At 69.7% G+C, this 21,432-nt stretch carries 13 protein-coding genes; 8 read left to right on the forward strand and 5 right to left on the reverse strand.

Going from position 1 to position 21,432, the window contains the following annotated elements:
- From CcI156_RS25820 to CcI156_RS17865, 3 genes are all read right to left on the reverse strand, one after another.
- Window positions 1-4,043: type I polyketide synthase (locus CcI156_RS25820; protein WP_175637616.1), on the reverse strand; the 4,043-nt coding region annotated here is incomplete at its 3' end.
- Window positions 4,044-4,514: 471 nt separating this feature from the next.
- A complete protein-coding gene (locus CcI156_RS17860; RefSeq protein ID WP_076806981.1) occupies window positions 4,515-5,171 on the reverse strand; it encodes an SGNH/GDSL hydrolase family protein in 657 nt (218 codons plus the stop codon).
- Window positions 5,171-6,379 (reverse strand): NAD(P)/FAD-dependent oxidoreductase, encoded by a 1,209-nt coding sequence (locus tag CcI156_RS17865; protein WP_076806983.1) that lies wholly within the window; start codon window positions 6,377-6,379, stop codon window positions 5,171-5,173. The genes CcI156_RS17860 and CcI156_RS17865 overlap by 1 nt, the downstream gene beginning before the upstream one ends.
- A gap of 230 nt (window positions 6,380-6,609) precedes the next feature.
- Here CcI156_RS17865 and CcI156_RS17870 point away from each other — a divergent pair, with 230 nt between their 5' ends.
- The 3 genes from CcI156_RS17870 to CcI156_RS17880 all read left to right on the forward strand — a co-directional run bounded on the left by CcI156_RS17870 (window position 6,610) and on the right by CcI156_RS17880 (window position 9,187).
- A complete protein-coding gene (locus tag CcI156_RS17870; RefSeq protein WP_023841482.1) occupies window positions 6,610-7,140 on the forward strand; it encodes a PaaI family thioesterase in 531 nt (176 codons plus the stop codon).
- Window positions 7,141-7,411: 271 nt separating this feature from the next.
- A complete protein-coding gene (locus tag CcI156_RS17875; RefSeq protein ID WP_076806985.1) occupies window positions 7,412-8,365 on the forward strand; it encodes an alpha/beta fold hydrolase in 954 nt (317 codons plus the stop codon).
- A gap of 240 nt (window positions 8,366-8,605) precedes the next feature.
- Window positions 8,606-9,187: a TetR/AcrR family transcriptional regulator gene (locus CcI156_RS17880; protein WP_076806987.1), complete on the forward strand. Its 582-nt coding sequence runs from the start codon at window positions 8,606-8,608 to the stop codon at window positions 9,185-9,187.
- Window positions 9,188-9,501: 314 nt separating this feature from the next.
- Here CcI156_RS17880 and CcI156_RS17885 read toward each other — a convergent pair whose 3' ends face one another.
- Together CcI156_RS17885 and CcI156_RS17890 are read right to left on the reverse strand one after the other, a co-directional pair.
- Window positions 9,502-9,966: a DUF1772 domain-containing protein gene (locus CcI156_RS17885; protein ID WP_023841481.1), complete on the reverse strand. Its 465-nt coding sequence runs from the start codon at window positions 9,964-9,966 to the stop codon at window positions 9,502-9,504.
- Window positions 9,967-10,381: 415 nt separating this feature from the next.
- Entirely contained in the window at window positions 10,382-12,631 is a 2,250-nt protein-coding gene (locus tag CcI156_RS17890; RefSeq protein WP_076807007.1) for an NAD-binding protein, read from the reverse strand.
- Window positions 12,632-12,976: 345 nt separating this feature from the next.
- Between CcI156_RS17890 and CcI156_RS25085 the strand changes: the two genes are divergently transcribed.
- The 5 genes from CcI156_RS25085 (at window position 12,977) to CcI156_RS17930 (ending at window position 21,430) form a co-directional block, all read left to right on the forward strand.
- Entirely contained in the window at window positions 12,977-16,225 is a 3,249-nt protein-coding gene (locus CcI156_RS25085) for an ADP-ribosylglycohydrolase family protein (RefSeq protein WP_139341532.1), read from the forward strand.
- A gap of 160 nt (window positions 16,226-16,385) precedes the next feature.
- A complete protein-coding gene (locus CcI156_RS17915) occupies window positions 16,386-17,063 on the forward strand; it encodes a hypothetical protein (protein ID WP_011437329.1) in 678 nt (225 codons plus the stop codon).
- Window positions 17,064-17,422: 359 nt separating this feature from the next.
- Window positions 17,423-18,943, forward strand: coding sequence for an aldehyde dehydrogenase family protein (locus CcI156_RS17920; protein ID WP_076806989.1), 1,521 nt, complete (start codon window positions 17,423-17,425; stop codon window positions 18,941-18,943).
- An 85-nt stretch (window positions 18,944-19,028) separates the two neighbouring features.
- Window positions 19,029-20,039 (forward strand): zinc-dependent alcohol dehydrogenase, encoded by a 1,011-nt coding sequence (locus CcI156_RS17925; protein ID WP_011437331.1) that lies wholly within the window; start codon window positions 19,029-19,031, stop codon window positions 20,037-20,039.
- Window positions 20,040-20,242: 203 nt separating this feature from the next.
- A complete protein-coding gene (locus tag CcI156_RS17930) occupies window positions 20,243-21,430 on the forward strand; it encodes an NAD(P) transhydrogenase subunit alpha (RefSeq protein ID WP_076806991.1) in 1,188 nt (395 codons plus the stop codon).
- Window positions 21,431-21,432: the final 2 nt, after the last annotated feature.

A 21,432-nucleotide genomic window follows, 5' to 3' on the forward strand; every position in this document is an offset into this window, starting at 1 on the left:
CCCAGGCCATCACGCAGGAACGAGGCCACATCCGCCAGCGTCCGCATCTCCGCCGCCCGCTCCGGACCCACCGCAGGAACACCCGGGAACCGCTCCTGCAACGACCCCAGAATCTGCACCCGCTTAATCGAATCAACCCCCAGATCCGACTCCAACGCCATCGACGGCTCCAGCACATCCACCGGATAACCCGTCTTCTCCGCCACCACCTCCGCCACCGCCGACTCAATAACCGACACGTCGACGCCCGCCGGCGGCTCGGCCGTCGCCGGCTGGGCAATCCCAGCGGTGGCCGGCTGCGACCCCACGGTCGCCGGGGCCGCGGATGGGACGGTCACCGGAGGCACGGATGGGACGGATGGGACGGATGGGACGGTCACCGGAGGCACGGGCGGGGCAGCCGCGATCGCACCCGCCGGACGCCCGTTACTGTTCCCGGTGCTGGGGATCGGAAGCGGGACGGCCGGCAGCCCGGGCGCCGGGATTCCCGGCGTACGCAGATCGCCCGCCGTTCCCCGTCCGTACAGGTCCGTCGGTTCCGTACCGGTGGTGAGCGCGCCGCCCGGCGCCCCGCCGGCCGCGAGCCCGCCGGCGCCGTGGCCGCCGACGCCGTGGCCGCCGACGCCGTTGCCCTGGCCGCCGACGCCGTTGCCGTACTCCAGGTCGGTCAGGGACGCCAGGATCTCGTTGACCCGGATATGGGCCTCACCCACGGCCAGGCTCTGCCGGGTCACAGCGTCGGCAGCGGCCCGGATCTCCTGACCCGCCCCATTGTCCGCGGGGGCCGCGCGAAGGACCTGCACGAGGCCCTCGGCGACCCGGAGCTGGGTGTCGAGGAACTGGGAGTGCAGGGCCAGATGGTCGCGGGCGACCTCGCTGATGCCGGCGACCTCACCGGCGCTCGGGGCCGGGGCCGCCAGGGTGGCTGCCGCCGGAGCAGGCGCTACCGGAGCGATGGCCGTCGGGACGGGTACCGCCCGGGTGGGCGCCGGTGCCGGCTGGGTGGGTACTGGCCGGGTGGGCGCCGGTGCCGGCTGGGTGGGTACTGGCCGGGTGGGCGCCGGTGCCGGCTGGGTGGGTACTGGCCGGGTGGGCGCCGGTGCCGCTTCGGGGACGCGCCGCTCGGTGGCGGTCGGGACGTTTTCGAGCGCCGCGGCGGCCGACTCCCGCGGCCGGACGGCCGCGGCGGCCGCGAGCGTGACCAGCGCGTCGGCGTAGGCGCGACGGCGAGGCTCCGAGACGTAGTCCGCCCCGGTCAGCGCAACCGTCATCCCGGTCGGCTGCACCTGCTGCGGCAGCGGGGCCGTATAGCGGTTGAGCCCGCTGAGCTCGACGCCGAGCACCGCGAGGCGCACGGCCGCGGTCATCAGAGCCACCGCGCCGTCGCCGTCGCGACCGGCGTCGGTGGGGATCGCCACGACATCGTCGCCGAGGGTGCGCCGGACCAGACCGGTCAGCACCTGGCTCGGCCCGATCTCGACAACCACCGTCGCGCCGTCCGCGTGCAGGGCCTGCAGCCCGGCGACGAACTCGACGGGGTTGCCCAGCTGCCGGGTGAGGACCCGGCGGTTCTCGGCGGGGTCGTCGCCGTACCGGGCGCCGGCGGTGTTGGCGTGCACCGGCACGGCCGGCGATCCGATTTCGGTGACGTCCACCGCGGCGGCGAAGTCGTCCACCGCGTGCCCGACGAGCGAGGTGTGGAACGCCGCGGCCACGGAGATGCGCCGGGCGTCGAGCCCGTTCGCGGTGGCGGCGGTGACGAACTCCTCGACGGCGGGCGTCGGACCACCAACGACGACCTGGTCGGGGGCGTTGTGGTTACACACGACCACGTCCGGGTGCGCGGTCAGCAGCTCGGCGACCGCGTCGCGGTCGGCGCGGACGGCGGCCATGGTGCCGGGGTCGAAGCCGGGTTCGTCCGGCGGGGCCATGGCCTGGCCGCGACGCCGGGCGAGCCGGAAGAAGTCGGCGTCGGCGAGGGAACCGGCGGCCCACAGGGCGGTCAGCTCCCCGAAGCTGTGGCCGAGCAGGCTCACCGGGCGCAGTCCCAGCTCCCGCAGGAACCGGAACTGGCCGACGGAGAGCGCACCGATCGCGGGCTGCGCGTACTCGGTGCGCGTCAGGTTCATCTCGTGGTCGGCACGGTCGCCCGGATCGAAGCTCGGCGGCGGGAACACCGCACGGGCGAGCGTGAGCTCGGCCCCGGCGAAGGTGGCGTTCGCCGCGTCGAAGGCCTCCCGCACCGGCGGGATCTCGACGGCGGCGGTGAGCCCCATGTCGACGTACTGGCTGCCCTGGCCGGCGAAGACGACGCCGACGCGGGGCTGCTCGGCCGCCTGCCGGCGGTAGTGCACCCCGGCGGGATGCGACCATTCGGCGGCGTCGGCTCGCGCCGCGAGCTGCTCGATCGCGATCGCGCGCAGGCGCTCCGCCTCGGCGCCGGTGCGCGCGACGAACCCGACCCGCGCGGCGCTGCCCGGGATGCCCGTGTCACCGTTCGGTTCGGCCTGTCCGCGCACCAGGTCGAGGAGCTCCGCGGGCGTCGCGGCATGCCACAGGTGGGCGCGGACGGCACGGTGCGTCGCCCGGGCGGCACGCTTATCGGCGTCCGGGCGTGCCGTGTCGGGGGTCTCCTCCAGGACGACGTGGAAGTTGGTACCGCCGAACCCCATGGCGGAGGCGGCCGCCCGGCGCCGCCCCACGTCCGGGTCGAGCACCCAGGGCCGGGTGCGGGTGCTGAGGTAGAAGGGCGAGCCCTCCTGGGCGAGCGCCGGATTCGGTTCGCGGACGTTGATCGTGGGCGGCAGCACCCGGTTGTACAGCGACAGCGACAGCTTGATCAGGCTGGCCGCGCCGGCAGCGCCCTTGGTGTGCCCGATCTGCGACTTCACACTGCCGATCGCCGCCCGGCCCGGGCGTGCCCCGGCCTCGGCCAGGACGGCCCCGAGCGCGGACAGCTCGGTGGCGTCACCGACGGCGGTACCGGTGGCGTGCGCCTCGAACAGCTCGACGGACGCCGGGCTCACCCCGGCGTCCGCGTAGGCCCGGCGCAGCGCGCGGACCTGGCCCTCCGCGCGCGGCGCGTAGACGCTCTTGAACCGACCGTCGCTGGACGACCCGAGACCCCGGATGACCGCGTAGATCCGGTCCCCGTCGCGCTCGGCGTCGGCCAGCCGCTTGAGCSCCAGCATCCCGATGCCCTCGCCGACCAGGGTGCCGTCGGCGCCGGCGGCGAACGGCTGGATGCGGTCGGACTTGGACAGCGCCTGCGTCTTCGAGAAGCACATGTAACTGAAGATCGAGTTCTCGGTGTCACAACCACCGGTGATCATGAGATCGGCACGGTGGTCGATGAGTTCGGCGATGGCCCCGCGGACGGCCGTGAGCCCACTCGCGCACGCGGAGTCGACCGTGTAGTTCGTGCCTCCGAGGTCGAGCCGGTTGGTGATCCGGCCGGAGACGACGTTGCCGAGCAGCCCGGGGAACGAGTTCTCCTCCCACGGCGGGAACGCGAGCGAGAAGGCCTCCGAGACCGCGGCGGTTTCGGCCTCGTCGAGTCCCGCGGCGCGCACGACCTCGCGCAGGACCGGCGTCTCCAGCCGGGCCGCCAGCGGGTGGGCCATCGTGGTGGGGCCGGCCATGCCCAGGATGWCCCCGGTGCGCTCGGAGTCGTACCACGCCGATCCCGGTGCGCCCGCGTCGACGAGCACATCCCGCGCGACGATCAGACTGAGCAGCTGCACGACCGCGGTCAYGTCCAGCAGGTTGGGCGGAAAGCCGAACTCCACCGGGCTGAACGCGACCTCGGGGAGGAAGCCGCCCCGGCGCGCGTAGGTACGGTCGGGCACCGTCGCATCCGGGTCGTAGTAGTCCTCCGGGCGCCAGTGCGTCGACGGCACCTCGGTGACGCAGTCGACGGCGTCGATGACGTTGCTMCAGTACTCCCGCACGTCGCGCGCCATCGGGAACAGTCCGGCGAGCCCGACGATCGCGATCGGGTTGTTCGCGAGTCGTCGGTCGTCAGGGCGGTCGGACTCGTCCACGTGCTTCTCCCCTTTACTGGCCGGCAGGTCACCACCGCGTGCGGCGGGACCCTGATATGTCGGGCGTGGTGCCCTGATATGTCGGGCGTGATGTATCCGGCGGAGGTATTCAGGTGTGAGGTATTGGGAACCGGTTCACCGGAGCGGACCGGCCGGTCCGCCGGAGAGCCAGACGGCCGGCGGGTTGTTCCGGAACAACGTTGTCCCGGAACAACGTTGTTCCGAAGCACTGCCGCAGGTCTTCGTGGCCGTGACAGCGAACCGCGAGGCCTGGCGACAGTTTACTCGTATCCGATCCGCGCGGGCATCCTGGAACCAGTGTCATCGACGTCCTGTTGTTCCGCAAGAACAACCTGCCGAACACTCGATCGGCCGAGGCAATCGCCGCGACGGTGCGTCGTGAGATGCTTCACTCCCGATCCACTCGACGTCGGGTCAGAATACGTCGAGAGGCCGGTCAACCGAACAGGGTCAGGATGGAACCGGAACCGGAATCCGGGGAGYCGGGCGCGACAGGACTTCGCGCACCAGATCCGCAAGGAGACTGGCGACGAATTCGTATCCGGCCGCGTTGGGATGATAGTCCCCGGGATTCCACAGTTGAGAGTCGTGGGCGCGGTCGACGTGATCGAAATCGACGAGGAGAATTCCGTGGTTCGCCGCGGTCGAGCGGACATGGTCGTTCGCCCGCTCGATCCTGGAGCGGAGTACGTCCAGGATCGCCGGCGGCGCCGAGAGCCTGGTGGTGAGGTCCGGAAAGGTGAAGGTGAACGCGGTGGTTCCCGGGACCGCGAGAGTCGCGACTAGGTGGGTGAAGTTTTTTTCGAACCTGTCCTGCGAGTAGTCCGCGAGCAGGTCGTTGCTGCCCGCGGCGATCCCGACGAGGGCCGCCGGGGCGGAGGCGGCGACGTCGAGCTGCGTGTCGATGACATCCTGCGTCGTCGCGCCGTTCCGCCCCAGGTTGAGAACGCGACTGCGCGGAATACCCAGAGCCGCGGCCATTCTGGGCGCCCAGCCGATCCAGGCGCCGTCGGGAGCCGGGTCACCGCGGCCCTCGGCGAAGCTGTCGCCGACCACGGTGAGCATCGGCGACGGCGTCGGACCGCCGATGATCGGTCGACTGTCCATTACACGGCCGCCGCGGCCAACATGATGGACTCGACGTTCTCCGGCGCGAGAAAGACCGACGACGGCACGACACCCGCGATCATTCCGAAGAACTGCGCCCGCGCCGTCTCGTTGTTCGGCAAGGCCCGCCACAGCGCCACGAGGTGCGGCGGGAAGTTCAGCTCGCCCAGCGTCGTGGTGAAATTGAACGCACCGGCCGATTCCTCGTCGCGCAACCGCTGATACTCGGCGAGGGCCTCGTCCATGGGCCGGTCGCCACGCAGCGCCTGGTCCACGTGCTCGGTCAACAGGTCCGCGCAGCGGAAGGCGTCGGTGATGCCCAGACCGGTCACCGGGTCCTTGTGGTAACCAGCGTCTCCGGTCAGCGCCCAACCCGGACCATAGGACGTGCGGTAGTAGTTGTCCGGATAACGGATTCCGTAGTAACGGTCCTCCTGGACGCCATGGCTGTCRAGATCCTCGGCGAGCTCGGGCGCGACGCTGCGGAAGGTCCGGCGCAGGCTCCCGTCGATATCGGCGCGGAACTCCTCGAAATCCTCGAGGTTGCGCATCGCGGTGACGAGGGTGAGCCCGTCATGGGTGGGCCAGCCGGCGCACTGCTCGTGGTCACCGAACCGGCTGTGGAACTGCCAGTCCAGCCCACTGAAATAGGAGTAGTAGATGAAGCTGGCCGCCGGCACGACCTTGTAGAAGTCGGCTCCCACCAGGTCGGCCACGACGGAGTTGCGGCCGTCGGCGCCCACGACGAGAGTGGCCCGCTCCTCGACGACGGCTCCCGTGGCGTCCCGGCCCACGATCCCCGCGACCGTGCCGTCGTCGTGACGGATCAGATCTCGGACCGAGAAGCCCTCCCGGACTTCGACACCCGCCGCGACCGCGCCGTCGAGCAGGAGCTTGTCCAGCACGATGCGGCGCGGCGCCATCGAGAACGCCAGCCCGTCGACCGGATCGGCGAACCCGCGGATGACCACACCGAGGTGGGACACCGTCATGTCGGTGATCGGCCGGCAGTTGGTCGCCGTGAGTGCGTCGAGCAGCCCCCACTCCCGCAGACGGAGCAGTGCGGCCTGCTGAAGATAGTGGGTGGAGATCGTGTCGCTGGGAAAGGACACGCGGTCGACGAGCAGCACCCRGTGACCGCGCCGGGCAAGCAACATCGCCACAGGTGAGCCGGCGCAGCGCGCTCCCACGACAATCACGTCGTACATGGTCGGAGACTCCCTGAAGTATGCCGGTCAACCGATCGTTACACTGGCACGACGGGTCCCCGGCGGATGTGTTGTCGTTATCCTCCTGGGCATCCTCCTAGGCTCCCCTATATACCTGCAAGGCGTCACAAGGTGATGTAATCGCACGATAGGAATCACCAATGGCAAAGGGTTCGTAAAGTCGCCTCGAATTCATCCCGAAGAAACCTTTCCAGCGGATGCTCAGTAACATGTCTGCTCAGTCGGAGATACGATCCCCACTGGAGATGGTTCGCGAGGCGCACTTTCAGGCGAACGGTGACGCGCCACCAAATCTCGAACAACTCCGTTCCGTCATCGACACGATGGTGCCATTCTGCAACCTGACCGGGGTGCGGGTCGTCGAGCTGCGCCGGGACGGCGGCGTGGCGGAGCTCCCCAACCGACCCGACCTCCAGAACCACATGGGCACCGTGCATGCGGCGGCGCAGTTCCTCGCCGCCGAGGTCTCCGGAGCCGCGGCGTTCTCGGGCGCCCTGGCACCGAGGATCTTCAGCCTCCGCAGCTTCGTGCTGCGCGACTGCCGGATCATGTACCTGCGGCCGGCGGTCGGTCGGATCCGGGCCCACGGTTCAGTGGACATCGAGGTGGCGCACCCGGCAGCGGAGCGGACCGCCGAAGAACGCTTCGAGATCCGCGGGGGCTCGCTGCTCTACGACGACGCCGGYGCCCTCGTCGCCAAGGCGGAGTTCGACTACCGCGCCTGGTTCGACGCCTCCTGACAAGACACCTGCAGGAAAGATACCTGCAGGCAAGGCGCCGCCGGCAGCAGGAGGGCCCTGCCCGCAGGTAAAGCCCGTAACCACGGCTCTCCCTCGCCCGGGCCGGGCATCCCGGCCCGGGCGTCCTCCGCGACTTCACTGGAAGAAGTCCACAGACGTTACTACGCTCACCATCATGCCCGGCTTTCCGGCTGCGCTCACCAACCTTTATCGGACCCGCTGTCGGAAATACCGATCAGACGATCGGCGATCCGGATGGAAGGAGCGGCACGTGTCCGCAGATGCTCTTGTTCCTCCCCCGTCGGCGGCCGCCGGTGAGACCGAACCCGCGGCGGAAAGCGAGACGGAACTCGAGGTCGCCACCACTGCCGGGACGCGATTCGGCCTGCGTGTTCTTCCGCAGGCCGACGAGTCCGCGCCGGTGATTCTCCTGCTTCCGGCGATGGGGGTTCGGACAAAGTACTACACCCCCTTCGCCGAGGCACTGCGGTCGCTGGGGTACTCGGTCGTGACAACCGATCTGCGCTGGCATCACCACGGAGCCGCGGCGCTCCGGCGCTCGGCCGGCAGCCGGGGCAGCTACCAGGAGGGCGTCGAGGACGACCTGCCGACGATCACGGCGGCGACGCGGGAACGATTCCCCGGGGCGCCGCTGTTCGTCGTGGGTCACAGTCTCGGCGGACAACTCTCGATCCTGCGTGCCGCGCGGGAGGCCCCCGACAGCGGCGGGCTGAGCGGCCTGGCCGTCATCGGCGCGGGCACCTCGTACTGGCGCGTCTTCAGGCCCCTTCGTTCAGCGTGGGTCCTGGGCGGTTCCACGTTCGTCGCGGGGGTGTCGCAGCTGCTGGRCTACTGGCCCGGGCACCGGTTCGGCTTCGGCGGGCGGCAGCCCAGGGCGCTGATGCTGGACTGGGCCAGAAGTGCCCGCACCGGCCGTTACCGGCTGGCCAGGTCGGAGCCCGACCTCCTCGGTCTTCTCGGCGCGGTGACCCTGCCGGTACTGGCCATCTCCCTGGACGCCGACCATCTCGCGCCGCGCCGGGCGGTCGACTATTTCACCAGGCGGTTGACGGGCTCGGAGGTCCATCGCGTCCACCTGGACCGCACGAGTGGATCCACCCACCTCGGTCACTTCGACTGGATGAAGGAACCCGCTGTCATAGCACGCCACGTGGCCGAGTGGATCGACCTCGTCCTCGGCCGGAGCGGCACGGGCGCCCGGTGACGGGAACCGCACCGTGACGGGGTGCTCGTCGCGGTTCCGCTAACTGTCGCCATCCCTCTTGTTCGCCATCCCTCTTGTTCTTGTTCGCCATCCCTCTTGTTCGAACTTGTTCGAAGCAGCCGCTCCCCACCGTGATTCTCGCTTCCCACCGGGCAGCCCCGACCGTCCGGTTCACCACGGTTGACAGACGGCTTGTCTTCGTCTCGAAGACAGCCTGTCCATCGCACGTAGGGTGCAGTCATGTCTCCCCGTCGCTACGAGCAACGGCTGCGCACGGCTGGTGCGGACCAGACCCGCCGCCGGATCCTCGACGCGATGTACGAACAGCTGCCCCGGCTCGCGAGCGTGGAGGCGGTCGCGCGGCAGGCGGGCGTGGCCCGGTCGACGGTCTACCTGGTGTTCGGCTCCCGAGCGGGGCTGTTCGATGCCCTCACCCAGGACGTGCTCGACYGGGGCGGTTTCGCGGACCTGGTGCGGGCCGTGCAGGATCCGGACCCACTCGTTCACCTGCGCGGCGGGATCACCGCAAGCGTGCGGGTGTACGCCGGGCAGCGCGACGCCCTGTGGGCCCTGCGCTCGATGGAACAGGCGCTCGATGGCGCGCTGCAACGGGCCGAGCAGGACCGTCTCGGCGGGATGGAACATCTCGCCGAACGCCTGGCCGCCCACGGCCTCCTGCGCGTGCCGGTGGCCGCCGCGGTCGACGTCCTCTGGCTGCTTACCAGCTTCGACGCGTTCGACCTGCTCTACACCGGCCGCCGGCTGTCGGTCGACGAGGTCGCGGCCCGGCTCCTGGCGACCGCCGAGCACGCGCTGCTCTGAACCGGCACACATCCCGCTGGAGCTACCCGAAGGCGGCGATCGACCTCGTCCTCGCCCAGATGGAGACCCTCACCGAGGACTGGTCCCCCGCCGACCAGTAAAACGACACTTCTCCTTGGTCATCGAGCAACCAATGCGCTGACCGGACGAGCTGCTGCCCCCGACATTCTCCGCCTCTTACGGAGATCGATACTCCTGTACTGGACGTGTACTGGACGTGTACTGGACGATAAGAGATGACCTTAACCTTGCTGAATTCGCCGAAGTTCAAAGCCGGTRGCTTCCGCTGGAAGGCCTGGGCGGGCGAAGCCGCGTTAGTACTGGGTGGTCGCGGCCAGGGCCAGCAGAACCAGCGCGATCACCGCGGCGGTCGTGCGGATGCTGTTGAAGAAGTCCCAGCGCGCCCGCTGCTCGCGCCAGTCGGCCGGCGGAGACTCCGGCTGCCAGGTGGCCATGGCGTTGTTGATCGGAAGGTCGCCGCGCACGGTGACCAGGATGTTGGTGAGGACGCAGGCCGCCACGATGCCGGCCAGCACCGCGCAGGCCGTCGCACCGGTGACGCCGGCCGCGACCGCCAGGGCGATCGTAGCGATCAGATTTGTAATCTGCAGCAGCTTCATCATCCGCGGGTAGCTGATGTCGAACGCCTGCTTGACCATTACGTAGGGAGTGGGCGGCAGTGAATGCATCGCGGGCCGTACGGCGACCAGGCCGACCGTCAACGTGCCCGCCACCAGCCCGGTCAATACGAGAGAGATCACGACCAGCGCCGAGACCATCCGCTTCAGCTCTCCGTCCTGTGCATGTTGGGGACATACAGGTGACGAGCAGAGACCCGGGCTCGCCCCCGGGCGACTGTGGGGCTAAGGCATTCATACCGCAGACGACGGCTACCCGAAGGCTGGTTCACGAACCGCGTCCAGAATTACCGAAAGTTCCGGGTCATAGGGAAACGAGGCGGCTCTCTACCGAGCCGGTCACAGGCCCAGGTCGTTGATGATCCGGCCGAGCGGCTCGGGCGTGACGGACGGCTGCGGACTATCGACCGTGAGGCGGTTCATCCCCTCCAGGTAGATGTCCACTTGTTCCCTTTCATCCAAATAGGCGGTAAATATTCACATGGTTTTGTGGTCCGGGCATGACTGTGTGYCGCGCGGCCACTCGTCCAGGTAGCGCACCGTCACGGTGATGGTGTTACGCAGTTCCCGCCGTGGTGATGTCGACCTGCTGGTTGCGCCGCACCATGTCGACGATCCGGTTCACCGGTCCCACCACGAACAGCTCGTCCCCGGGCCGGAGCCGGGTGTGGCGTCCCGGCCGGTAGTCCGGCCCGCCACCGGGAGCCCCCTGGCCGTCCCGCTCCACGCCGCCGTCGGTGTCCGCGCCGCTGTCCAGATTCACGCCGCTGTCCAGATTCACGTCTCCGCCGGTGTCCGCGTTCGCGGCCGCGGTGATCACGGCGAGCACCCGGGTCCCGGTGGACAGCTCCCGCAGGGTCGGGCCGACCAGCCCGCCGCCGGCGTGGATGGTCATCCTGGCCACCAGGAACGGCGTGCGCTGCACGTAGAAGGTACTGATGACGTCGTAACCGAGCGCCGCGCCGACGAAATACGGCGTGGCCAGGGCGGACGCGCTGCGTGCCGTATGGATGCCGAAGCGCCGCTCGACCTCGTCGGCCATCGTGGTGTCGAAGATCCGCAGCACTACTCGCAGGTCGGGGTGGTGCGTGTCCGGGTCGGACTCCCGCATCCGGCCGCGGGACCACCCGCCGCCCCGCCGGGCGGCCCGCCGGGCGGGGCGGCGGGCCGCCCACGCCCCCCGCAACTCCTCGTGCGCTTCCCGGGCCGACAGCACGGCCTCCAGGTTCGCGACGTCGTCGCTGGTGAGCACCGCGATCGTGGCGGCATGGGCGAGGCCGGCCTCCAGCAGCGTCGAGCGGACGGTGGCGTCCCCGATGATCACGGGCACCCCACGTTCACGGGCGACGGGCAGGTACCGGTTGTTCTCGTCACGCTCGATCACCACCACATGCCGGCCCGCGCGCACCAGGCCGTTCATCGTGGCGACCCCCACCGAGCCGAGCCCGCATAGAATGACGTGGCCACGCACCGCCCCGGCCCGCCCGCGTCCCATCACCCGCTCCAACCGACGGCTGATGATGATGTTGGTAATGAACGCATAGACGACGGCGATCGACAGGGCGCCGAGCAGCATCAGTCCGATGCCAAACACCTGTAGCCACTCGTCGGCGGCGCCGAAGTTGAAGTCGCCGTAGCCGACCGTGGCCATCGTCGCGACCGTGAGGTAAAGCGCGTCCAGCGGGCCGAACTCGGCGGGTGCGGCCTCGTTGTGGTTGGCGTAGGTCAACCACAGCACGACCGTACCGACCATCATGATCGTTACTACGGCGGCGAGTGCGAACCGGAAGGGGGGGTCGAGCTCCCCACGGATCATCGAGACGATCTCCCGGAACCTGGCCACCGTGGCCCGCCAGACCCCCCGGACCCCTCCGGGCTCGCGGGGATCGCCGGGATCGCCATGCTCGGCCGAGCCGCCGGCCAGCGCGGCGAACAGCCGCGCGTCGTGCAGGCCCGCGACCGTCATGCCCCGCTCGTGGAACTCCGACAGCCGCCCGAGGAGCGTCAGCCGGTCGCCGGGGCGCAGCGAGACGTCGCGGGGCGGGCAGAGCTCGGGGAGGCGCTCCCCCGCGCGGCGCAGCGAGATCGGGGTCAGATCGCCATAGCGGGCCCGGAAGGCATGCCGGCCTATGATCGACTCCTCGATCACCGCGAAGACCTCGGCATCGGACCGTTCGTCCATCGGGAAGGCGTGCGTCACGTCCGAGCGGAGGCACGCCTCGACGAAGCTCGGCCCCGCGAGCTCGGCCCGGTTCAGCACCCGGACCTGGCTGAGCGCGTCCGCGAGCTGGTCGCCGAGCTGGCGGTTACTGATGGCCACGACGAGCCGGACACCGGGGGCCGTCTCGGCCGCGACCAGCGCCGTGCCCAGGTTGTCGAGGTCCGTCTCGTGACAGGACACGACCGCGAGCGCCGCGGCGATGCCGGCCTCGCGCAGCGCCCCGGCGCCACGGGTACTCTCCACCAGGACCCGCACGCCCCACCGCTCCACCCTGCGCCGGGTGGCGGGGGCGACCCGATCGTCGATGGCCACCACCGTCACACCCGACGCCCGGAGCTGTTCGGCCAGCCGGAGCCCCAGGTTGCTCAGCCCGCAGACAATGACGTGACCCGACGAGTCGGAACCACCCGAACCACCGAGACCACCGAAGGCGCCCGAACCTCCCGAGCCGCCCTGACCGTTGACAGCRCCATGCCCGCTGAKGGCACCATGAACGTTGACGGTGCCATGCCCATCGAGGGCACCATGAACGTTGACGGTGCCATTGCCTCCGGWCACKCCGGGACTTCCAGAACCCGCTGCCATGCCACCCCCCTCCAGCACGCCGAACCGGTCCCGTCCCGGTCATGCCTCGACCGGACCATCCTCAACCGGATCGGTCCGGGGCCGATCAACACCGCTCGGCACGCCGTGGCGCACCTGGCCGGTCCTCGCCGGACCCGGCCGGGATCGGGCGCGCCACAAGGGGAACAGGCACCGCGCTGAGGTGGGGTATGGGGACTCGTCCGCTGCCGCCAGTTTGTCATACCGGCCCGCGGCGACGGCCGGGCACGGACCCGGTGGGCGGATCCGCCGCCTCCGATAGTCTTTTCCACCGGTAAGTGGCAAAACGGTTCGGATTCGGCTACCCAGGCAGGGCGGAGAGCAGCAGTGAAGGCGAACGAAACTACTCTGGGTGAACTCCTCCAGGGTCAGTGTCAGTACGTCGTCCCGTTGTATCAACGCCCCTACAGCTGGGAACGCGCCAACCTGCGGCAACTCTGGGCCGACATCACGAGCGTGGCCGCCGCCGGTCCAGCGGCAACACACTTCCTGGGTTCGCTGGTTCTCGCGCCGAGCCCGTCAACCACGCCGGCCGGAGTGGCGATCTGGCTGGTGGTAGATGGTCAGCAACGGCTGACGGCGCTGAGCATCCTGCTCTGCGCGATCCGCGATCATGTCCGAGATGACGATCAGATGCTCGCGGCGAAAATCGACGATCTGTACCTCATGAACAGGTACGCGGCCGGAACCGAACGTTACACCCTGTTACCGACGCGAGCCGACCGGACCGCCTGGACCGCTCTCGTCGAGCGGTCGCCGGAGGCAGGAGGCCGGGCGGGGATCGGCGACGCATACCAGTTCTTCCGCAAGGAACTCGCCGCGTTGCGCGACGCCGACGACCCGCTGGACGCAGCACTGATCGAGCAGGCCGTGGTCGGTCAGCTCGCAATCGTGGAGATCGCCGCGCATGTCGACGACGACGTCTACCGCATCTTCGAATCGCTCAACCACACCGGCCGCCGGCTCACCCAGGCGGACCTGCTGCGCAACTACCTGTTCATGCGGCTACCCACCCGAGCGGACCGGGTGTACGACTGGCGGTGGTTCCCACTCCAGGAACTGCTCGGTGACAGACTGGAGGATCTGGTCTGGCTCGACCTCGTGCTCCGCGGCGACGACCGTGCCACCAAGGAGACCGTGTACCAGTCGCAGCGGCAGTATCTCCAGACGCTGCCGGACGAGGACGCCATCGAGCAGTGGATCTCCGAGCTGCATGCAAAGGCCCTGCTGTTCAGCCRGATCCTCGATCCGGACCGGGAGGAGGACCCGGTCCTGCGGCAGGCCCTGCACCGGCTGCGCCGGTGGGGGGCGGACGTCGTCCGGCCGATCGTCCTACACATGCTGATCGCGCATGCGAATGACCGTCTCGACGCCACCGAGACCGCCGCGGCACTCCGGGTGGTGGAGAGCTACCTGGTGCGGCGGATGCTGGTCGGCATCGCGAGCGCCAACAGCAACCGCATCCTCATGTCGCTCGTCAAGGAGCTCGGCGACCAGACACCGACCGCCGCCGCGGTCACGCGGGTTCTCTCCGGCCCGCGTAAGAAGTTCCCGACCGATCAGCCTGTGAAGGAAGCCGTCCTGCTCAATCCCTTCTACTGGACCGGACGCGGCCCTCAGCGCACCTATGTGTTGCGCAGCCTGGAAGAGGATTACGAGCATCTCGAACCAGTCGACTGGGGCGTGAAGCTGACGGTTGAACACATYCTCCCCCAGTCATTGTCGAGACCGGGATGGAAAGCGGTTCTCGACGCCGATGCCCACGAGGGTGAGACGCGCGACGAGCTGCACCGCAGGCTCGTCCATACTCTGGGCAATCTGACGCTCACCGCCTATAATCCGAAACTCGCCGATCACGAGTTCACCGAGAAGAAGAAGCTGCTGGCCGACAGCGGGCTGGCGATGAACCGAGAAATCGCCGGTCAGGACAGATGGGGCCGGGAGGAGATCCAGAATCGTGGCCGGGCGCTCGCCGAGYGGATCGTGAAGATCTGGCCCGGCCCGGACGAGTCCGTAGTACCGCCGCCCCAGGACCAGCGATGGACCCTGATGAGCCGGGTACTGGCCGCGATCCCACCCGGCCGCTGGACCAGTTACTCCGACGTCGCGGAGGTGATCGGGTCCCACGCCGTCGCGGTGGGAGCCAAGCTGGCCAGTGCCCGGATCTCCAACGCCCACCGCGTCCTGCTCCTGAACGGTTCCGTCTCCCCGGACTTCCGCTGGCCCGATCCGGAACGCACCGACGATCCACGGGAGATCCTGACCGCCGAGGGTGTCATTCTCAGCAGGTCGGGCCGGGCACTGGCCCGCCAACGCATGACCGCCGCCGAACTCGCCGCCGCCGCCGATCTCGAAACCCCGGAAGAGAGCCAGGGCGCCGCCGGAACCAAGGAACGTCTGTGGGCCGCCCCGGCCGCCCGGTCCGCCGTGGGGCTCGCGGTCAGCCTGTGGCCATCAGAGCGGCGCGCGGCGGCGCCCACGGACGATGCGAACTCCGGCCTCTCCTACCGGGACCGGGTCCGGGGCTGCCTGCTGGGCGGGGCGTTGGGAGACGCGCTCGGTGCGGCAATCGAATTCCAGTCGCTTGACGAGATCCGACGGGAGTACGGGACGGCGGGGGTCATCGGCCTCACGGCCGCCTACGGGGTACACGCTCCGTTTACAGATGACACTCAGATGACGCTCTTTACCGTGGAGGGTCTGATCCGGGCCTCGGTCCGCAGCCGTTCCCGGGGCATCGCCGATCCGCCCGCGGTGCTGTGGCGCGCCTACCAGCGTTGGCTCACGACGCAGCGGCGGACCGGTCCGGCCGCCGGGGAGGTGGACGGCTGGTTGGCGGCGCAGCAGCTGATGTATGCCCGGCGCGCTCCGGGGAACGCCTGCCTGTCCGGGCTGGGGCGCCCCGAGATGGGCACGCTCGCGCGGCCGGCGAACCCCGACAGCAAGGGATGCGGGGCGGTGATGYGCTCGGCCCCGTTCGGGCTGCTCCGGCGGGGCCCGGAAACCTCCTTCGACCATGCGGTCGCATGCGCCGTGTTCACCCACGGTCATCCCTCCGGGTACCTCGCCGCGGGCGCGTTCGCATGGATCGTCGCCGCGATGGTAGACGGCGCTGGCATCACCCAGGCCACCGCATCGGCCCTCGGCCGCCTGTCGGCCGAACGCGACGGCAAGGAAGTAGCCAGAGCTCTGCGGGCGGCGCTCGGAACGGCAGCGGACGGTGCGCCCACGGCGGAACGCGTGGAATCGCTGGGCGCCGGCTGGGTCGCCGAGGAGGCGCTAGCGATCGCGGTGTACTGCGCGGTGGCGGCGCCCGACGATCCGCAGACGGCGCTGCTCGCGGCAGTCAACCACTCCGGCGACAGCGACTCGACCGGCGCGATCTGCGGGAACCTCGTTGGCGCCGCTCTGGGTGAGCCGGCGCTGCCGGCAGCCTGGCTGAAGGAGCTGGCGGGCTATGAGCTGGTCGGGCAGGTCGCGGACGATCTGGTAACCGAGATCGAGAACACCGCGACCGTCTCCGACGCCTTCGGCGCGGCCACCCCGGCCTGGTCCACCCGCTACCCCGGGAGCTGAGCTCACGCACATCAGATCTCCCATCGGTTCGAGCTGCGCCGGTGCTCCGTGGTGCTTCCGGCTCACCTGGTCGGGGGACGTTAACCTGACCGTCCCCCTACCGAAGGTCCCTTTCGGCCACCCGGGGCGGCGAGGTGAGCTGGGCTGCGAGGTGAGTTGCATGAAGGTGCGGACAACAACGGGCCGGCGATGGATCGGGGCGGTGGCGCTGCTRGCGGGCGCGCTGCTCGTGCCGCTGGGATGTGGCGGCGGTGCCGGTGGCGGCGGCTCCACCGACGTCACCACGCCGAAGCCATCGGTGTCCGGCACCACGCCGGTGCCTTCTCCGTCCGTGTCCTCCCGCTCGCCGGATGGACCGGTGGTGACGTCGCCTTCCACGACCGCGACGCCGCGGGAGCCGGTCTGGTCGAGCGAACCGCGCCGCGTCGAGCATCAGCTGTACGGTAACGCGACGGTCGTCGCGGTGCGCGGCGCGCACAACGTCGCCGGCGGGATGGCTTTCGATCGGCTGACGATCGAGTTCCAAGGGCAGCTCCCTGGCTACGAGGTGCGTTACGTGGCCGAGGTGCTGTCGCCGGGCGAGGGCGTTGCGGTCCCGCTGCGGGGGCAGGCGTTCCTGGAGGTGGTGTTGTTCCCGGCCGTGGCCCACGATGAGACCGGTAGGTCGACGCTGCGCACACCGCGGGCCGGCGGCGGRCTTCCCGCGCTCGTCCAGTATCGGATGACCGGCGACTACGAGGGATACGTCCATTTCGGCCTGGGGGTTGACGATCGGGTCGGCTTTCGGGTGCTCGAACTGTCGAACCCGTCGCGCGTGGTGATCGACCTCGCCGCCTGAGGCCTGCCGGTGAGGCCTGCCGGTGAGGCCTGCCGGTGAGGCCTGCCGGTGAGGCCTGCCGGTGAGGCCTCGGCCCGTGGCCTGCCCGCGCCGCCCTGGCGCGGGCAGTTCCCTCTTTGCCGTCGCCGGTCATCGAGCCACACCGCGCCGCACCCCGAAAACCCAACACAACAGCATGATCAACTTAGGCTGCCCGGCACTGGTCCGGGAACGGCCCGTTCGGCATCGGGGGTCGGGACCTTCCGCACATGGTCTCAGGACTGGCGCGATATGGGGTGCTTGGCCTCGGCAGAGAAACATACGTGCCGGTCGGGGCACGCCGGAAGGTGTGCCCGCCCTGTGGAGATCGGGAGGCTGTCATGACGTACGTCCCACCTGGAAAGCCAGGCAGTATCGTCCATGTTACGGACCGGTACGAGAACTTCATCGGTGGAAAGTGGCTGCCGCCGCGGGCCGGTAAGTATTCGACCAACCTCAGCCCGGCCACGGCGCAGCCGATCTGTGAAATACCGCGGTCGGCGGCGGAGGATGTCGAGGACGCCCTGGACGCGGCGCACGCCGCCGCCGGCTCCTGGGCCGCCGCGTCCCCGGCGGAGCGGGCCGAGGTGCTGACCGCGGTGGCGGATGCGATCGACGCCAACCGGGAGATGCTCGCGGTCACGGAGAGCTGGGAGAACGGCAAGCCGGTGCGGGAGACGCTGGCTGCCGACATCCCGCTGGCCGCCGACCACTTCCGGTACTTCGCCGCGGCGGCGCGCACCCTGGAGGGGTCGATCTCCGAGATTGACGGCAGGACCTACGCCTATCACTTCCACGAGCCGCTCGGGGTGGTCGGGCAGATCATCCCCTTCAACTTCCCGTTGCTGATGGCGGCGTGGAAGCTGGCGCCCGCGCTGGCCGCGGGTAACTGCTCGGTGATCAAGCCGGCGTCACCGACGCCGTGGTCGATCCTCAAGCTCGCCGAGGTGATTCAGGACGTCATCCCRCCCGGCATCATCAACATCGTCAAYGGGCCCGGCGCCGAGGTCGGCAGAGCCCTGGCCACCAGCCCGAAGATCGCGAAGATCGGGTTCACCGGTGAGACCACGACCGGCCGGCTGATGATGCAGTACGCGGCGCAGAACATCATCCCGGTCACCCTGGAGCTGGGCGGAAAGTCCCCGAACATCTTCTTCGAGGACGTCCTGGCCGCCGACGACGCCTATCTGAACAAGGCGGTCGAGGGGCTGGTGCTGTATGCGTTCAACAAGGGCGAGGTGTGCACCTGCCCGTCCCGGGCGCTGATCCAGGAGTCGATCTACGACGAGTTCATGGCGCGGGCGCTGGAACGGGTCGGCCGGATCCAGCAGGGCAACCCGTTGGACCCGGCGACAATGCTGGGCCCGCAGGTCTCCGCGCAGCAGCTGTCAAAGATCGGCTCCTACGTGGACATCGGCCTGGCTGAGGGCGCCGAACTGCTGGCCGGTGGGCACCGGACGCGGCTGGCCGGAGAGTTCGCGAACGGCTACTTCTTCGAGCCGACGCTGCTGAAGGGCCACAACAAGATGCGGGTCTTCCAGGAGGAAATCTTCGGCCCGGTGCTGGCTGTCACCACCTTCAAGGACGAGGCCGAGGCGTTGGCCATCGCCAACGACACGCCTTACGGGCTCGGTGCCGGTGTGTGGACGCGGGACGGTGCCCGCCAGTTCCGGATRGGCCGGGGCATCAAGGCCGGCCGGGTCTGGGTCAACTGCTACCACCAGTATCCGGCGGGCGCGGCATTCGGCGGATACAAGGTGTCCGGCATCGRCCGCGAAAACCACCGGATGATGCTGGAGCACTACAGCCAGACCAAGAACATGCTGGTCAGCTACGACGAGAACGCGCTCGGCCTGTTCTAGGGTCTCGGAGTCCAGGGTTCCGGAGTCCAGGGTTCCGGAGTCCTTTGGCATTTCCCATCGACGATTCCCCTGACTGGAGGATGTTATGAAGGCAGCAGTTGTCACCGATTTCCGGGCACCGTTGCGTATCGAGGACCGGGACGTCCCGGTGCCGGGGCCGGGCCAGATCCTGGTACGGATGGAGGCCAGCGGTCTGTGCCACACCGACATCCACGCGGCGCACGGTGACTGGCCGGTGAAGCCGACTCCCCCGTTCGTCCCTGGTCACGAGGGCGTCGGCGTGGTCAAGGCCGTGGGCGCCGGGGTGACCGGGCGCGCGATCGGCGACCGGGTCGCGATCCCGTGGCTCGGTCACGCCTGCGGACGCTGCCGCTACTGCGTCGGCGGCTGGGAGACGCTGTGCGAAAGCCAGCGCAACAGCGGCTACTCGATCGACGGTGCGTTCGCCGAGTACGCGGTGGCCGACGCGGACTACACGGTGCCGGTGCCCGGTGACGTGCCGTCGTTCGACGCCGCGCCGCTGACCTGCGCCGGCGTGACCACCTACAAGGCCATCAAGGTAGCCGGGGTGACCCCGGCCGAGACGGTGGCCGTGTTCGGCATCGGCGGGCTGGGCCACCTGGCGTTGCAGTACGCCCGCATCGCGGGTGGTTTCACCGTCGGGGTCGACGTCACCGAGGCCAAGCTGGAGCTGGCCACCGAACTGGGCGCCGACCACGTGGTGAACGCGCGGACCGCCGACCCGGTCGAGGCCATCCAGCGGCTGGGCGGCGCCGACGTGGCGGTCGCGCTCGCCGCGTCGCCCCGTTCGTTCGAGCAGGCGTTCGCCTCGCTGCGGCGCGGCGGCCGGCTGGTCTGCGTGGCCCTGCCGGCGGATGGCACGATGTCCATCCCGATCTTCGACACGGTCCTGAAGGGGATCACGGTCAAGGGATCGATCGTCGGCACCCGCAACGATCTGGCCGAGGTGTTCCGGCTGCACGCGGCCGGCCGGACCAGGGTGATCGCTTCCGGCCGGAAGTTGGACGACGTCAACGCCTGCATGGACGAGGTCCTGGACAGCAGGGTCCCGGCCCGGCTGGTGTTCGAGTTCTGATCTGGCCCATTCCGACCGGTCCGGCCTGATCAAATTTGACCCGATCTAACGCGATCTAACGCGATCTGATCCGGTCTGACCCGGTCTGATCTGGTCTGACCCGGTCTGACCTGGTCTGCTTTGATCTTGCCCGCACGGCCATCGGTCCTCATCCCCCCAACGGGGAAGGGAACACGAGGAGAATCCCGAAAGGGGGAAAGACCATGAGTCCGCTTACCGTGGGCGTGGCCATGGAGACCGCGCCCGGCGAGCGTCGGGTGGCCATGGTTCCGCAGGTCGTGGGCCGATTGGTCGGCTCCGGTCTCGACGTGCTCGTCGAGACCGGAGCCGGACGTGGCGCATGGTTTCCCGACGGCGCCTATGCCGAGGCCGGCGCCACCGTCGTCGCACGGCTCGACCTGTTCGCGCGGGCAGACGTGGTGGTGTCGGTCAGCCTCCCGGACCCGCGGACGCGCGCGTTGCTGCGCGGCGGGCAGACCCTGGTAGGGCTGCTGGCGCCGTTGCCGCGGCCGCAGGTGATGGCGCAGCTGGCCGAGGCGGGGGTGACCGCGGTGAGCCTCGACGGGCTGCCGCGGACGCTGAGTCGGGCCCAGTCCATGGACGCGCTGACCTCCCAGGCGAATGTGGCCGGGTACAAGGCGGTGCTGGTCGCCGCCGACGCCTACCCGCGTTATTTCCCGCTGCTGATGACGGCGGCCGGCACGGCCCGGCCCGCCGAGGTGCTGGTGCTCGGCGCGGGCGTGGCCGGGCTGGCCGCGATCGGCACGGCCCACCGGCTCGGCGCGGTCGTCCGCGGTTACGACGTCCGCCCGGAGGCGCGGGGCGAGGTGACCTCGCTCGGTGCGAGTTTCCTCGACCTGGGTGGGCCCGACCTGGGCGGGGTGGCCGGCGGAGCGGGTCAGGGTGGCTATGCCCGGGCGTTGACCGCCGAGGAACTGGCGGGCCAGCAAGAGGCGCTGGCTGCCGCCGTCGCCCGCCATGACGTCGTCATCACCACCGCTCAGGTTCCCGGCCGCCGGCCGCCGCTGCTGGTGACGGAGGAGGCGGTCAAGACGATGCGGCCCGGGTCGGTCGTCGTGGATCTCGCCGCGAGCCCCCTCGGGGGCAATGTGGAGATCTCCGCGCCGGATGAGACGGTGGTCACCGCGGGTGGCGTCACCGTGATCGGCGCCGGCAACCTGCCGGCCCTGATGCCGGCTGCGGCATCGGCCGCCTATGCCCGCAACGTTGCCGCGTTGCTGGGCCATCTGGTCCACGACGGCGCGCTCACCATCGACACCRCCGACGAGATTCAGGCCGGGGTCGTCATCACCCACGCCGGCCGGGTCGTCCACCCCGCCACCGCCGCCCTGCTGACCGGCGGCTCCGCGGAAAGCCAGTCTGGAGCGTGAGG

Source organism: Frankia sp. CcI156 (assembly GCF_001983015.1).
Classification (GTDB): domain Bacteria; phylum Actinomycetota; class Actinomycetes; order Frankiales; family Frankiaceae; genus Frankia; species Frankia casuarinae.